Origin of the sequence: Pseudohongiella sp. O18 (assembly GCF_021729085.1) — a bacterium.
Taxonomy (GTDB): domain Bacteria; phylum Pseudomonadota; class Gammaproteobacteria; order Pseudomonadales; family Pseudohongiellaceae; genus Pseudohongiella.
In genome coordinates, this window is sequence record NZ_JAJSAR010000001.1 from 822,315 (window position 1) to 836,269 (window position 13,955).

Below are 13,955 nucleotides of genomic sequence, written 5' to 3' on the forward strand. Positions count from 1 at the left end.
TCATGCAGGATTCGCGCAATACCCCTGATCACGATGATGATATCGATATCATCACTCCGGTCGACTTTACACCGCCGCCCGCTGCCGGGCGCCGTATTGGGTTGCGCCTACGCTGGTATCACGTAGCTCTCATGGTGGCCCTGCTTATAGTGGCTGGTGCGGCCTGGTTCGTGCTGACTGCGCGTTCTGTCTTCATCGATACAACACCGCCCATGGCAAGTGTGGAAATAACTGAAGGTTTCGCTGTACGAGTCGGACCCCGTTACCTGATGCTGCCAGGCGATTACGGTGTGACCCTGAGCGCCCCTGGTTACCATACCAGCGACACCAGCGTGACAGTGGGTGAGCAGCAGGCGCAGACACATCCGTTTGAACTGCAGCCCATGCACGGCTTCGTCAGTATCAGTGTCAGCGGGGAACAGCAGCAGCCACTGCCGGGTGCGCGCGTGACACTGGATGGTGTTGATATCGGTGAGACACCTCTGATCAACGTAGAGATCGAGCCGGGCGAGTATCAGTTGCAGATCCGCATGGATCGTTACCTTCCCTACGATCAGCCTATTCAGGTCACTGGACGCCTGGTGGAACAGTCACTGACTCCAACGCTCGACCCGGCATGGGCCAGTATCAGCTTTAATACCACACCAGCAGGCGCAGACATCATTGCCAATGGTGAGCTGCTGGGTGTTACACCCGCTACCATAGACCTTCTGCAGGGTGTTTATGACGTAACGCTGAAGCGCGCTGGCTTCAAGGCCTGGCAGGACGACCTGCAGGTCAGTCCCGGCGAGGATGTTGCCCTCCCCGATGTAGCGCTGGAAGCCGCTGATGGGCTGGTTTTCATTCGCTCGGAGCCAGGCAATGCCAATGTCACGATCAATGGAGAGTATCGCGGGCAGACGCCACTGGAAGTCTCTTTGCCGCCCGGTGAGACACATGAGGTCCGGCTGTTCCGGACCGGGTTCGAGACGGCCGTTCGCCGTGTCACAACCAGTGCTGAACAGGAAAGCGATATCACCATCGCTCTGGAACCGGTAACCAGTCTGGTAAGAATCATCGCCCAGCCTGCTGATGCTGAACTTTACGTGGATGGTGAGTATCGGGGCAGTGCCAATCAGACAGTCGAACTGCTCGCCGCCAGTCAGCGCATCGAAATTCGTAAAGAAGGCTACGTCGCCTATACCAGCAATTTCACCTCGCGCCCCGGTCTGGATCAGGAAATTCGCGTCCAGCTGAAAACCGAAGAACAGGCCCGGCTGGAGTCAATCGAGCCCGTCATTACCACGGTCGCCGGACAAACCCTGGATCTGCATTACCCGTCGCGATTCACGATGGGCGCCTCGCGCCGCGAGCCGGGTCGTCGGGCCAACGAGACCCTGCGCGATGTTATTCTGGAAAAACCATTCTACCTGTCGCGCAACCTTGTCACCAACGAACAGTTCAAGCAGTTCCGCCCGGACCACTCCTCCGGTGTGATCCAGGGTCAGTCGCTGGACCTGCCGCGCCAGCCGGTTGTGCAGGTCACCTGGCAGGATGCGGCACTGTACAGCAACTGGCTTAGTGAACGTGAAGGGCTGGACCCGTTTTACACGGTAGTAGACGGGCAGGTAACGGGCTTCAATCCGCAGTCCACCGGATATCGCCTGCCTACCGAAGCGGAATGGGAATGGGCTTCGCGCACTGATGAGCAGGACAATAGTTTTCGCTTTCCATGGGGCGATGCCTGGCCGCCCAGCGAGCAGATCGGCAACTTCGCTGACGAATCGACCAGCGCGTTCCTTGGGCAGTACCTGCGTGGCTACAACGACAGCTATCTGGCTTCCTCCAATGTCGGCTCTTTCCCGGCCAACGCGCGTGGTCTGTATGATATGGGTGGCAACGTGTCAGAATGGATGCACGATGTATACGGGGCGGTCAGTGGGCTCAGCTCTCAGGTTGACGTCGATCCACTGGGGCCTGAGGAAGGCCGCTACCGCACCATCAAAGGCTCAAGCTGGATGCACGGCTCCATCGTGGAGCTGAGGGCGTCGTATCGCGATTTTGGTGAACAGGCTCGCAATGATCTTGGCTTCCGGGTGGCGAGGTATCTGGGCGAATGAACACAATCTACACTGGTCTTAAATCCCTGACTGCGCTGGCCTGCTTATGCCTGCTGCTGGTCACGGCAGTTAATGCCCAGCAGCAGCCTGCGCAGCAGGCGGAAGGCCAGGATGATTCCCAGTCCTCGCAGCAGGCTTCAAGTGACGGGGATGTCGCCGATGAACCGAACGCCGAGATGCCGGACATTGATAGCCAGCCAATAGAACCGGCAGAGGGCGGCGGGCCAGGACGCTTTATTCCCTCCGAACAGATTTCTCAGGACCTGGGCGTCTCGTTTCCGGTCGACATTTAACTGACTGCAGGATTGCTGAATGAAACAAAAATACCTGTCTGAAATTATCTACCAGATCTTTGCCCTGATCATTGTGGTGATCGTTGTGCATGCCGTCTATGTGGCGGTCATCAGACCCAACGCCGACATCATTCAGCAGCAGCAGACCATGATGCAGGAGGCTGACGAGGACTACGTGCCTGAGCGGTCTTTGTATATTGTTCTGCGCGATTTTGAACAGGAAACCTGTATTATCCTGTTCCTCTGGGCCCTGTCCATTGTGGGCATGAAAATGGTTCGCACCATGCGGGAAAGAGCTCTGCTGGATCGCGAGATGCTACAGGTCAGCGACGGGACCAGTATCCTCCCCGAGGACGCGCGGCAGTATGCGCGACCTGTTCAGGCGCTACCGGACAGAGAAAAGGGATACCTGCTACCCAGGGCTTTGCTGGCGGGCCTGCACCGCTTCGGCACAACGCGCAATGTCCAGGATGTTTCAGCAACCATTCGAGATGTCTGCGACAGCGAGGCTGAGCGACTGGAAAGTGAACTGGCGATCGTGCGCTACATTGCCTGGGCCATCCCGTCCATCGGCTTCCTCGGAACGGTGCGCGGCATTGGTACTGCACTGGGTCAGGCGCACCAGGCTGTCAGCGGCGATATCCTGGGTGTAACTGTCAGCCTGGGTGTAGCGTTTAACTCCACCTTCGTTGCATTGGTGACCAGCATCATGCTGATGTTTGTGCTGCACCAGTTGTCGCTGATCCAGGATCGCCTGGTGCTAGACACACAGACTTACTGTGACAACCACCTGATCAACTACCTGCAAGTACCGGGTCGCAACAATAGCCGACCACTTGCTGGTGATGAAGTGCTGGAGCCTGCATGAGTGCAATTCTGGAGCTGAATGACCAGGCGCTGAACCTGTACCGTGATGGCCAGCTGGTGGCCAGCAGTCCGGGGTATGCGCTGGTCCACGGCAAAGTTCCAGTTTTTGGTGACGAGGCGGCCGCCCGGAGTCGTCTGCACCCAGTCAACAGTTACAATGAGTTCTGGTATCGGCTGGGCATGGATCCACTGCCGCGGCAGGTCGCCAACTTCCGGCACCATGCTGACATGGCTTATGCCCATCTGATGCACCTGTCGGAACTGAGTGGTTATCAGGGCGAGCTGGTGATCGCAGTTCCGGGCAGCTTCTCGCGCGAGCAGCTGGCCGTGCTGTCCGGAATCGCCCAGCAAAGTCCATTTGCCCCCCAGGCAATGGTCGACACTGCTATTGTGGCCACCACAGCAGCGCCGTCAGATAGTGAGCAATTGGCCTTTATTGATCTGCAGCTGCATCAGGCCACGATCACTGTGATTCGTAACGCAAATGGTCGCTTGCAGCGAGACCAGGTGGTTCGCGTGCAGGGCGGAAGCTGGCACGGCATGGCAAACTCACTGGTACAGACAGTCAACGACGCTTTTATTGAGCAGTGCCGATTCAATCCGCAGCACAGCGCCGAATGGGAGCAGCAGCTTTACAACGAAGTGCCGGACTGGCTGCGTGCCATTAACTCCGCAGCACCGGAAATATCCATCGAAATAGAGACTGACAAGGCACGTCACAAAGCAACGGTGCAGACGGCAGATATACTGGGTGACCTGCAGATGATGCAGTCGCGTATTGAGCAGCAGCTTGCTGGCCTTGCGTCGAGCATGGGCGGTTCACTGCCGGTTCTGTTGTCATCGCGAGCGGCATTGATGCCGGGGTTGAAGTCAACATTACAGGCCGGCGGCTACTTGGCCGCCACAGCAGTCGTGAGCGGCGAGCAGCTTGCCGAGGCAGCCTTGCGTCTGGCAGCCAACGCACCTGGAGGCCAGTCGGCTGTACCTTTCATCCAAAGTGCACGGCTGCAGCAGTCGGCTTCTGAAAATACGGCCACCCACAGACACGAACCAGCCACGCATGTATTGCTCGATGGCCTGGCATGGCCGCTGTCGCATCAGACATGGATTGCCGCCGCTGAAGTTCCGGCAATCATCGCAGACAACCCACCGGGTACAGTGCTGGAGAGGGCTGGCAAGCGCCTGCAGTTAATCAGGGTGCGACATGGCGGGTAAAAAAAAACGCGGCTCATTTAACCCCCTCAGCCTGGCCTTTCTGGATGTGATGTCCTGTGGCTTCGGGGCCGTCGTTTTGCTGTTTCTTATTCTTGACCATACCGCCACCGAGGCGCGCAACGAGGCAGACCCCAATCTGACGGCAGAAGTGAATCTGCTGGAAGACGAAATCGTGGAAGGTCAGGAAAACCTGTTCCAGATTCGCAATACGCTGGATCGCGTCAGTCTGGAAGTGGTTGAAGCACAGGGGCTGGCTGACCGGATTCAGAGTGAGATTGATGACTTTCTTGCGCAACTGGCCGCGCTGGAAGGTGACTCAATGGCCACCGAGGAAAGCGTCGAAGCCCTGCGTGCTGATATACAGGCCCTTGAGGAAGAACTGTTGCGGCTGCAGTCGACGGCCGAAGCCGAACGGGGCCAGAGCAACCGCCAGTTTCTCGGCGACGGCGATCGTCAGTATCTGTCAGGGATGCTGCTGGGGGGCAATCGTATTCTGATTCTGCTGGATACGTCAGCCAGCATGCTGGATGAAACACTGGTCAATGTGATACGCACCCGCAACATGTCGGATACTGTGAAAAAGCAGACCGCGAAGTGGCGCCGCGCCACGCGAATCGTCGAGTGGATCAGCGCCCAGTTGCCGGTAATCAGCCAGTATCAGGTGCTGACATTTAACGAAACCGTACAGCCGGTTTTGCCTGGCAGTGAGAACATGTGGCTGGAAGTAGCCGATCAGGACCAGCTCAATGAGGTCGTACGGCAGGTGCAGGAACTGGTTCCCGAGGGGGGCAATAACCTGCAGGCAGCGTTTCAGGCGGTCGCCAGCATGAACCCACTGCCCGACAATATTTATCTGATTACCGACAGTCTGCCCACGCGCAACAATCGTGAACCGCGCGGCAGCACCATTTCGGCGCGCGACCGGCTCAATCTGTACGCCGAGGCAATTGAAAGTTTACCCCGGAATATTCCGGTCAATACTATACTGCTGCCGATGGAGGGTGATCCCGCTTCGGCGGCCGCATTCTGGCAGCTCGCTCATTTGACGAGCGGTTCATTCATCACACCGGCGCGGGACTGGCCATGAGCAGACGCAGAAAAAGAAGCGAAGAGGACAGCTCCAGCATCTCCTTTCTGGACGTGATCTCATGTGGCTTCGGTGCCATCATTCTGCTGTTGATGATTACCGAGAGTTCCGCTCCGGTCAGTCTGGAAGTCACTATGGACCAGCGTGATCAGCCGGTTGCGGATCTGCAGCAGACGCTGTTCGAAATCCGCGGCGAAACCGATGTGGTCAACCGGGAATTGAACGCCAGGCGGGAACAATTGTCCGCCTACCGTGAGCGAATTGCCCGGCTGGAGCGTGAAATGTCCAATATTCGCGGCCGCTTTCAGACCTCTAACGAACTGTCTGAGGATATGAACGAGGAGGAAAACCGGCTGGCCATCGCACGGCAATCCCTGACAGCTGAAATGCAGCGACTGCTGGGGCAGAATTTCGAGCGCAGCAATAATGTGATAGGTGGCATTCCAGTCGACAGCGAGTACATCGTTTTTATCATCGACACCTCAGGCAGTATGTTCTACAACGCCTGGCCCAGGGTGCTGGAAATGATTACCGAAGTGCTTGATGTGTACCCCGAAGTACGGGGCATTCAGGTGATGAACGATATGGGCGACTATATGTTCCCTGCCTATCGCAATCAGTGGATTCCGGACACGCCAGCACGCCGCCAGGCCATCATTTCGACACTGCGCAACTGGTCGCCATTCAGTAACAGCAGCCCGGTAGAAGGCATCACCCGGGCGATCAGCACCTTCTACCAGCCAGGCCAGAAAGCGAGTATCTACGTATTTGGTGATGACTTCCTGCCTGGAGGGTCGATCACACAGGTCGTTCAGACGGTCGACCGTATCAATCAACCGAACGCAGATGGCGATCGATTAGTGCGTATTCATGCGGTAGGTTTTCCGGTATTGTTTGATCTGGACCCGAGATTTCATGAGAGTGTCTACCGTTTTGCCACACTGATGCGCGAGCTGGCTGAACGCAATGGCGGCAGTTTTGTCGGGCTTAACGCTTATCAATAGCGGTGACATCCAGATGACACATTCATGGATGGTCCCATAGGTTATGCTAGGGGCAGTTTTGCAAGTTTAAGAGAGGTGACAAGGTGATCGGCAGCATTAACCCAGTTCGCGTCCTGATAATGATGATGTTGGCCACACTGTGTGCCTGTGCCGCCAGTACGGTGGAAGTCAGAGGCAGTTACCCCAGTCCGACGATTCAGCGCATTCCTTTGACCCTTGGCGTCTACTATAGCGACGCATTACGCAACTATACGTACACAGAGCGGTCTCAAACAGGAGATGATGAGTATTATGTGGAGTCTGGACAGACCCACATGGAACTGTTCAACACCGTACTGCCGGCGATGTTCGAGAATGTTGTCCTGCTGGACGACCCGGCGCAGGCTGATGCCATGGGCGTAGACGCGATATTCATGCCCAGCATCGACGAATTCCAGCTGGGAATGCCGCAAAAGACCAGGCTGGAGGCGTATGAAGTCTGGGTCAAATACAATATGCGTTTGACCGGAACGGATGGTTCTTATATCGCTGATTGGGTAATGACAGCGTATGGAAATGCCACGGTAGGTGGTCTGAGTACCGCTGAGAGTGGTATCAATGATGCAGCGGTCGCAGCACTACGCGATCTTGCATCGAATTTCTCGATCAGCTTTACAGCTGTACCAGATGTCAGGGACTGGCTGGCGCGGCGCACGTGAAATGGCGTAACTGATACTTCAGGAGTCAGCATGAATACAACTAGAAAAGGGTGCACGCTGGCGCACTGCCGAATATGGCCAGCACTATGTGTTTTGCTGTTGGCAGGTCTGAGCGCGTGTACCAGCACGACAATCGATGAGTTCCGGCAGGCAGAAACCGGCATAAGTCATGACGAGACGGTCGTCATCCTTGGGCGACGTCAGGGCGCAGGTTATGAAACCGCTGCCGACTTTGTGCAGTGTGTAGGTGACCGCATGGGCCGCGGCAGAGACGGGTTAAGCGTTGTGCCCGAGCAGCAGTTCGTCGATGCCCTGTTCCCCTGGTTTGAGCCGCGCACCGCCCCTTTGCGCAGTGACGACCTGCAACAGCTGATGGCGCAGCCGATGGTCAGCGAGAAAATGAGCCAGTTTGGTATCCGTTACATTGTCTGGCTGGATGGGCAGACAGAAACCACCAATCGTATGGGGTCAATCTCCTGCACGGTGGGGCCGGGTGGTGGCGGCTGTTTCGGGTTTGGTTCCTGGGAAGATGATTCAAGTTTTGAGGCCCGCATCTGGGACGTATCCTCACATACCGCAGTAGGCACCATCAGTGCAGACGCCAATGGTCAGTCCTACATGCCGGCGGTATTTGTTCCCATTCCGTTGCTTGCCAGGGTTGAGGCTAACGCCTGCAACAGCCTGGCGGATCAATTGAAGCTGTTTGTGCAAGGCGGCTGAGGCGCCACAAGTCAGTATTTACAGGACGGGGCAGTTCATGAAGCCATTCGCAGTAGTTGGCAAGACAAAGATAGCAATTCTGGGGGCTCTGCTAGCAGCGGCCAGCCTGCAGGGCTGTGCCATCAACCCGGCGACGGGTCAGGGCAACCTGGTTTTGATGACTGAAAACCGGGAGCTGGAAATTGGCAAGGAAGAGCATGAAAAAGTGCTGGCCTCCATGCGTGTCATGGAAGACGAAGCTCTGAACGCCTACGTCACCGAAGTCGGGCAGCGTGTCGCCGCGACCAGCCACAGGCCAGACCTGGAATATACCTTCACCGTTATCGACAGCCCGGAGATCAATGCCTTTGCCTTACCGGGTGGCTACGTTTACATCAATCGCGGACTGTTGCTCTATCTGAAATCTGAAGACGAGCTGGCTGCAGTCCTGGCCCATGAGATTGGACACATCACGGCGCGGCACGCCATTCAACAGCAGGCACGCGGCCGGCTCGCAAACACTGCCGCAACAGTAGGTGGCGTCGTTGCTGCGGTTGCCACTGGCAGTGGTTACATCGGCTCCGAACTGGCGCAGATTGGTTCTATCTGGGCGGCAGCCGGTGTCAGTGGCTTTGGCCGCGAGAACGAACTGGAGGCCGACAGTCTGGGTGCCGAATATCTTCGCAATGCCGGCTACAATCCGCGCGCCATGATCGATGTACTTTCCGTGCTCAAGAACCAGGAAGACTTCAATGTGCGGGTGGCTCAGCGCCAACCCACCTACCATGGTCTGTTTACCACGCACCCGCGTAATGATATTCGACTGCAGCAGGCGGTTGCACAGGCCGGAACGGTGGATGATGCGCAGCTTCGCGAAAGTGATCCCTCGGTTTTCCGCCAACAGATAGATGGCCTGCCGTTTGGTGAAAACACGGTTCGCACAGGCGATCGCAATCGTTATTACCAGGATCTGCTCAGCTACACCATGGTCTTTCCCGATCAGTGGGAGATTCGCGAGACACCTACTACAGTGCAGGCAAGCGCCGCTGACGGCTCAGCCAGCATTCGTGTCGAAGCCCAGCGTATGCAGGAGAGCAAGGAGCCACGTCTCTTTATCCGTGAGAATCTGGGCATTGAAGACCTGCAGCGTTCTGAGGCGCTGTCGCAGTATCGCCTGCTGGGTTACACCGGTACGCATACCAACGAATCAGGCCATCACGAGCGGGTTGCAGCCATTTATCTGGGGCCACGAGTATTCGTCTTCAGAGCACAGGTGACAGACCCTGAAAAAGTCGATGAACTCGACCGGCTATTACTGTCCTCTATTCGTACGTTCCGCGCCATACAGATGAATGAGCGTGCCGGCAGTACCGGACTGCAGGTCCGCTACGTACAGGTGACCACTGGTTTTGACTGGGCGGCACTGGCGGCGCGCAGCCCGATCAGTCAGTATCCCGAAGAGACGCTGCGGCTGTTGAACGGTTACTATCCGATTGGCACCCCGGAGCCGGGCGAATGGATAAAAATTCTGCAATAAAAAAGGTTCTTGAGAGCCAGGGATTTGACAATGACAACAAGAAACTGGATTAAGGCATCGCTATTCGGCACTTCGGCAGCAGTATCTTTGCTGGCATTGATCAGTATCAGTACTGCGCAGGATGGCTCTCCGACTGGAGCCATTACCACCCGAACGCACACATTCACTCCCATCAGGGATGACATCTATCACGTAGTCGGCACGGGCACAGTCAACGTGATGAGTCACGCCATGCTCATTGAAGGCGAGCATGATCTCCTGGTGGTCGACTCTCATGTCACACCCAATGCCGGCATGGCGCTTCTGGATGCGATCAAGTCGGTCAGCGACAAGCCGGTGCGCTACCTCGTCAATACCCATTATCACTTTGATCACGCACACGGCAATCAGGTATTTCCGCAGGAAGTGGAAATAATCGGACACCCCTATACGCGACAGAAACTCTCCGGCGAACTCGGCAATGTGCTGGAAGAGTCTACCTTCCTGAGTTTTACTGAGAGCGTGCCGGACCAGATTGAAAACATGCGCGCTGAGCTCGCGCAGACAAGCGACCCGGCGCGTACCGAGGAGTTGCGTGCTCGCATTTCCATGCAGCAGGCACACTATGAATCGTCTCAGGAGATAGTGCCAACACCACCGAACATTACGGTTGACGACAAAATGACCATCTACCAGACCGTCGATGGTGGCGGGCGGGAAATCCAGATCGTTCACCTGGGTCGGGGACACACAGGTGGCGATGTTGTGGTGTTTCTGCCAGATGAGCGACTGGTTTACACAGGCGATCTGATGGTACCGGGTATTCCTTATATGGGTGATGCCTACCTCAATGAGTGGCCGGATGCACTGGAGCGTCTCAAGGCGCTGGATTTTGACACCATACTCCCCGGTCATGGGCCGGTTGTTCAGGGCAAGGATCGCATTGATGATCTGCAGGCTTACATGCGCGATCTCTGGCAGCGAACTGCCGAACTGAAAGCCCAGGGCCTTTCGTTCGAGGAGGCCGCAACTGCCATCGACCTGACGGGACACAGCAACAACTACCCTCAGTTGCGCGAGCCCGGTGCGGACCCGCGCGCGATACGCCGTATCTATCAATTGCTGGATGAACAGGATGGCCAGCCCTAAGAATATTGCAGTATCAGGTGTAGCCTCTGTAAACAGGGGCTACACCTGACATCTGCTGTCCAGTTGCACCTCTGTTCCGTGATGGCTATTCGTAGGTGAGCTCAGAAGTTTTTCCGCGAAAAATTCGGTAGACAAAGAATGTGTAGCCAAGAATAGCTGGCAGCACGATGGCAGTTCCCCAGAACGTGAATAGCAGCGACGGAGTGCTGGCGGCCGATTCCCAAATCGTCATCTGGCCGATAATGATGTCGGGCAAAATGCTGTAGGCCAGTCCAAGTGCGGCCAGCAGACAGAGTACGATCAGTCCCGCGAACAGTAGCCATTCGCGGCCCTCACGCAGCGCGTGTTGTCTATACAGCAAAAACATCATCCAGCCATAAGTCAGCGTACTCAGCACCGGAATGGGCAGCAGCATCAGTCCATTGGGGTAGCTGAACCACTTGTCAGCGATTGTCTGGCTGACTAGCGGTGTTGCGATAGACACCAACAGCAGCGCAACACCCATCGGCAGAATGGCTCGTGCTGCCCAGCGCATGGCCTTGTCAAACAGTTCGCCTTCCGTCTTGATCAGCAGCCAGGCAGCACCCAAAAGCACATAAAGCGCGGGCAAGGTAAGTGCAATCAGTATCGAGAAAAGCCAGCTCAGGCCGGTTTCAGCCAGTCCAGTGATATAGGTGCCCAACATCCAGCCTTGTGAGCAGGCAGTGATCAGTGAGCCCACAGAAAATATAAGGTTCCACATATCCTTCTTGTCGGATACCGCCTTGGCACGAAAGTCGAAGGCAATGCCGCGCAACACCAGGCCCATCAACATCAGAGTCACTGGAATGTACATGGCCGTGAGTATCTCGCCATGTGCCTGTGGGAAGGCAATTAACAGAATGCCAATGCCCAGTACGATCCAGGTCTCATTGGCATCCCAGAAGGGTCCTATTGAAGCAATCATCAGATCTTTTTCACTATCACTGGCCAGCGGCAACAGCAGGCCTATGCCCAGGTCATAGCCATCCAGGATTACATATATCAGAAGGGCAAGGCCCATGGCACCTGCAAAGAATAAGGGCAGCCAGGTTTCCATATTACGCCTCCTGTCTCTGTTGGTTGGCTTCGTATCCACCCAGTTGCCTGAGTGCCAAAAGCGAGGCAGCAGGTTTGGTAGCCATATACCTCAAGGTGGCGATGTATGAGATCATGACGAATATGTAGAGGGCTATGTAACCCATGAAAGTGCCAAGCATGACACCGCTGCTGTGGTCTGCAACCAGGTCGGCGGTGTTCAGCATCCCGTAGACTATCCACGGTTGCCTGCCAATTTCGGTGACATACCAGCCTGCCAGAACAGCTACCCAGCCAGAAAATGTCATTACGGATGTTGCTGTCAGCAGAGCGGGGCCGGGAGAGCGGCGCTGTTTGAACAGCACCCACCCGGCCCACCAGGCAACTACGATCATCAGCACTCCCATGCCCACCATGACGCGAAACGCCCAGAACACGGGTGCCACTGGCGGGTGTTCGCCAGCAAATTCATTGAGCCCCAGGATCTCGCCGTCGAGGTCGTGCGTCAGAATGTAGCTGGCGGCTCTGGGGATTTCGATGGCAAAACGTGTGCTGCTGGTTTCTTCATCTGGAAAACCGAACAGTGTTAACGGCGCGCCACGCTGTGTCTCCCAGATGCCTTCCATAGCGGCCACTTTGGCCGGCTGGTGTTCCAGGGTATTCAGGCCGTGCAGGTCGCCAACAAGGACCTGAAGCGGTGCCAGAACCATCGCGGTCGCCACCATGGCGCGGAAGATCTTGGCGGTGGCCGGGCCGTCAACTTTGCGCTTCATGCGCCAGGCGCTGATCCCCATTACCAGGAAGGTGGCGGTCAGCATGGAGGCGATCATCATATGCGCCAGGCGATACGGAAACGATGGATTAAAAATGACAGCCAGCCAGCTCTCGACATGGAAGACGCCATCAATCATCGTGTAACCGGTCGGAGTCTGCATCCAGGAATTCAGGCTGAGTATCCAGAACGCCGACAGCGTAGTGCCGACCGCTACCAGCGCGCAGGCAATGACGTGCATGCGATTGGAAACCCGGCTCTTGCCAAACAGCATCACGCCCAGGAAGGTTGCCTCCATAAAGAATGCTGTCAGCACCTCGTAACCCAGTAGTGGCCCGGCAATGTTACCGGCACGTTCCATGAAGCCGGGCCAGTTGGTGCCAAACTGAAAGCTCATCGTGATACCAGACACAACGCCGATGGCAAACGACAGGGCAAATATCTTGACCCAGAAGTGGTAAGCGTTCTCCCAATGCTGGTCGCCCGTGTATGTGTAGCGCAGGCGAAAGAACAGCAGGATCCAACCCAGGCCGATGGTGATGGAAGGGAACAGGATATGAAAGCTGATATTAGCCGCAAACTGGGCTCTGGCTAGCAAGTATGGGTCAAATTCAATCATACGCGTCGCCTTCGGTGTGCGTCTGACATGCCTGCCAGACGTGTGGGGGAGGTCTCTTGGTGAGTATGCCAATAATTCTGGCGATATGAAATTCATAGACAGCTTGCGGTGTAGATGTAAAAGCTGCGGAGCCACACAATAACGGTGTACGATCCCATGAGAAAACCGACTGGTGAGTAAGCGACAGACACGGACATCCGGTATTCCTTCATGAAAGCAACCATCAACGCGCAGGCAGCTGTTCGTCACCTGAAAAAGGCCGACCCGGTCATGGCAGGCCTGATCAAACAGGTAGGGCCGCTGCGGGTCCCGGTCAAGCAGGTGGATGATCTGTTTGGCACCCTGGTCGATGCGATCACCGCACAGCAGCTGTCAGTCAAGGCGGCAGCGACAATCTATCGACGCTTCTGTGAGCTGTACGGTGACCCGGATCAGGCACCGGATCCCGTGCGTGTACTGGAAACACCCGAAACCTCTTTGCGTGCCGTCGGCCTGTCGCGAGCGAAAGCACTGGCAGTGGTCGATCTTGCCCGCAACGTAGTGACCGGTGCGCTTCCGCCATTGCCCGAGCTGATCGACATGGACAATGAGCAGGTTGTGCAGTCTTTGGTCAAGGTACGTGGAATCGGGCGTTGGACGGCAGAAATGTTTCTTCTGTTTCAACTGGGCCGGGCCGATGTGCTGCCGGTAGATGACCTGGGTGTCCGCAAAGGATTCATGCTTGCCTATCGATTGGCTGAGATGCCTTCCCCGCGGGATTTGCTTGAGCACGGGGAATGCTGGCGTCCACATTGCAGCGCAGCAACATGGTATCTGTGGCAGGCGACGCGCCTGAATGAGCTAAGGCAGCCGGGCTGAGTCAGTCGCTTTTTGTTCGGGAA

Annotated in this window: 13 protein-coding genes; 11 read left to right on the forward strand and 2 right to left on the reverse strand. The window is 56.3% G+C overall.

The genetic code is table 11. From position 1 onward, the window contains the following. The first annotated feature begins 2 nt into the window (after nt 1-2). The 10 genes from LVD14_RS03685 (at nt 3) to LVD14_RS03730 (ending at nt 10,627) form a co-directional block, all read left to right on the forward strand. Nucleotides 3-2,099 carry a PEGA domain-containing protein gene (locus tag LVD14_RS03685; RefSeq protein WP_237132676.1) on the forward strand — a complete coding sequence of 699 codons (2,097 nt, stop codon included), beginning with the start codon at nt 3-5 and terminating at the stop codon, nt 2,097-2,099. Then, nucleotides 2,096-2,392, forward strand: coding sequence for a hypothetical protein (locus LVD14_RS03690; protein ID WP_237132677.1), 297 nt, complete (start codon nt 2,096-2,098; stop codon nt 2,390-2,392). The genes LVD14_RS03685 and LVD14_RS03690 overlap by 4 nt, the downstream gene beginning before the upstream one ends. Nucleotides 2,393-2,411: 19 nt before the next feature. Continuing rightward, nucleotides 2,412-3,260 (forward strand): MotA/TolQ/ExbB proton channel family protein, encoded by an 849-nt coding sequence (locus LVD14_RS03695; RefSeq protein ID WP_237132678.1) that lies wholly within the window; start codon nt 2,412-2,414, stop codon nt 3,258-3,260. After that, nucleotides 3,257-4,474 (forward strand): hypothetical protein, encoded by a 1,218-nt coding sequence (locus LVD14_RS03700; RefSeq protein WP_237132679.1) that lies wholly within the window; start codon nt 3,257-3,259, stop codon nt 4,472-4,474. Before LVD14_RS03695 ends, LVD14_RS03700 begins: the two co-directional genes overlap by 4 nt. Beyond that, on the forward strand, nt 4,464-5,561 hold the full coding sequence (locus tag LVD14_RS03705) for a vWA domain-containing protein (RefSeq protein WP_237132680.1): 1,098 nt from the start codon (nt 4,464-4,466) through the stop codon (nt 5,559-5,561). The genes LVD14_RS03700 and LVD14_RS03705 overlap by 11 nt, the downstream gene beginning before the upstream one ends. Further along, nucleotides 5,558-6,565: a VWA domain-containing protein gene (locus LVD14_RS03710; protein WP_237132681.1), complete on the forward strand. Its 1,008-nt coding sequence runs from the start codon at nt 5,558-5,560 to the stop codon at nt 6,563-6,565. The genes LVD14_RS03705 and LVD14_RS03710 overlap by 4 nt, the downstream gene beginning before the upstream one ends. Nucleotides 6,566-6,648: 83 nt before the next feature. After that, a complete protein-coding gene (locus LVD14_RS03715) occupies nt 6,649-7,263 on the forward strand; it encodes a hypothetical protein (protein ID WP_237132682.1) in 615 nt (204 codons plus the stop codon). A 30-nt stretch (nt 7,264-7,293) separates the two neighbouring features. Beyond that, nucleotides 7,294-7,983 (forward strand): hypothetical protein, encoded by a 690-nt coding sequence (locus tag LVD14_RS03720; RefSeq protein WP_237132683.1) that lies wholly within the window; start codon nt 7,294-7,296, stop codon nt 7,981-7,983. Between the two features lie 37 nt (nt 7,984-8,020). After that, a complete protein-coding gene (locus tag LVD14_RS03725) occupies nt 8,021-9,499 on the forward strand; it encodes a M48 family metalloprotease (RefSeq protein ID WP_237132684.1) in 1,479 nt (492 codons plus the stop codon). Between the two features lie 30 nt (nt 9,500-9,529). Further along, a complete protein-coding gene (locus LVD14_RS03730; RefSeq protein ID WP_237132685.1) occupies nt 9,530-10,627 on the forward strand; it encodes an MBL fold metallo-hydrolase in 1,098 nt (365 codons plus the stop codon). Between the two features lie 85 nt (nt 10,628-10,712). Here the strand turns inward: LVD14_RS03730 and LVD14_RS03735 are convergent, their stop codons facing one another. Further along, nucleotides 10,713-11,705: a cytochrome d ubiquinol oxidase subunit II gene (locus LVD14_RS03735; protein ID WP_237132686.1), complete on the reverse strand. Its 993-nt coding sequence runs from the start codon at nt 11,703-11,705 to the stop codon at nt 10,713-10,715. Nucleotide 11,706: 1 nt separating this feature from the next. After that, nucleotides 11,707-13,074: a cytochrome ubiquinol oxidase subunit I gene (locus tag LVD14_RS03740; RefSeq protein WP_237132687.1), complete on the reverse strand. Its 1,368-nt coding sequence runs from the start codon at nt 13,072-13,074 to the stop codon at nt 11,707-11,709. 210 nt (nt 13,075-13,284) lie between these two features. On the opposite strand from LVD14_RS03740, the gene LVD14_RS03745 reads away from it, so the two are divergent. Continuing rightward, nucleotides 13,285-13,932: a DNA-3-methyladenine glycosylase family protein gene (locus tag LVD14_RS03745; RefSeq protein ID WP_237132688.1), complete on the forward strand. Its 648-nt coding sequence runs from the start codon at nt 13,285-13,287 to the stop codon at nt 13,930-13,932. The last annotated feature ends 23 nt before the right edge of the window (nt 13,933-13,955 follow it).

Bases quoted from the DNA above. Each gene is read 5' to 3' on its own strand.
- LVD14_RS03685 (WP_237132676.1), top strand. From the start codon at position 3: ATGCAGGATTCGCGCAATACCCCTGATCACGATGATGATATCGATATC.
- LVD14_RS03690 (WP_237132677.1), top strand. From the start codon at position 2,096: ATGAACACAATCTACACTGGTCTTAAATCCCTGACTGCGCTGGCCTGC.
- LVD14_RS03695 (WP_237132678.1), top strand. From the start codon at position 2,412: ATGAAACAAAAATACCTGTCTGAAATTATCTACCAGATCTTTGCCCTG.
- LVD14_RS03700 (WP_237132679.1), top strand. From the start codon at position 3,257: ATGAGTGCAATTCTGGAGCTGAATGACCAGGCGCTGAACCTGTACCGT.
- LVD14_RS03705 (WP_237132680.1), top strand. From the start codon at position 4,464: ATGGCGGGTAAAAAAAAACGCGGCTCATTTAACCCCCTCAGCCTGGCC.
- LVD14_RS03710 (WP_237132681.1), top strand. From the start codon at position 5,558: ATGAGCAGACGCAGAAAAAGAAGCGAAGAGGACAGCTCCAGCATCTCC.
- LVD14_RS03720 (WP_237132683.1), top strand. From the start codon at position 7,294: ATGAATACAACTAGAAAAGGGTGCACGCTGGCGCACTGCCGAATATGG.
- LVD14_RS03725 (WP_237132684.1), top strand. From the start codon at position 8,021: ATGAAGCCATTCGCAGTAGTTGGCAAGACAAAGATAGCAATTCTGGGG.
- LVD14_RS03730 (WP_237132685.1), top strand. From the start codon at position 9,530: ATGACAACAAGAAACTGGATTAAGGCATCGCTATTCGGCACTTCGGCA.
- LVD14_RS03735 (WP_237132686.1), bottom strand. From the start codon at position 11,705: ATGGAAACCTGGCTGCCCTTATTCTTTGCAGGTGCCATGGGCCTTGCC.
- LVD14_RS03740 (WP_237132687.1), bottom strand. From the start codon at position 13,074: ATGATTGAATTTGACCCATACTTGCTAGCCAGAGCCCAGTTTGCGGCT.
- LVD14_RS03745 (WP_237132688.1), top strand. From the start codon at position 13,285: ATGAAAGCAACCATCAACGCGCAGGCAGCTGTTCGTCACCTGAAAAAG.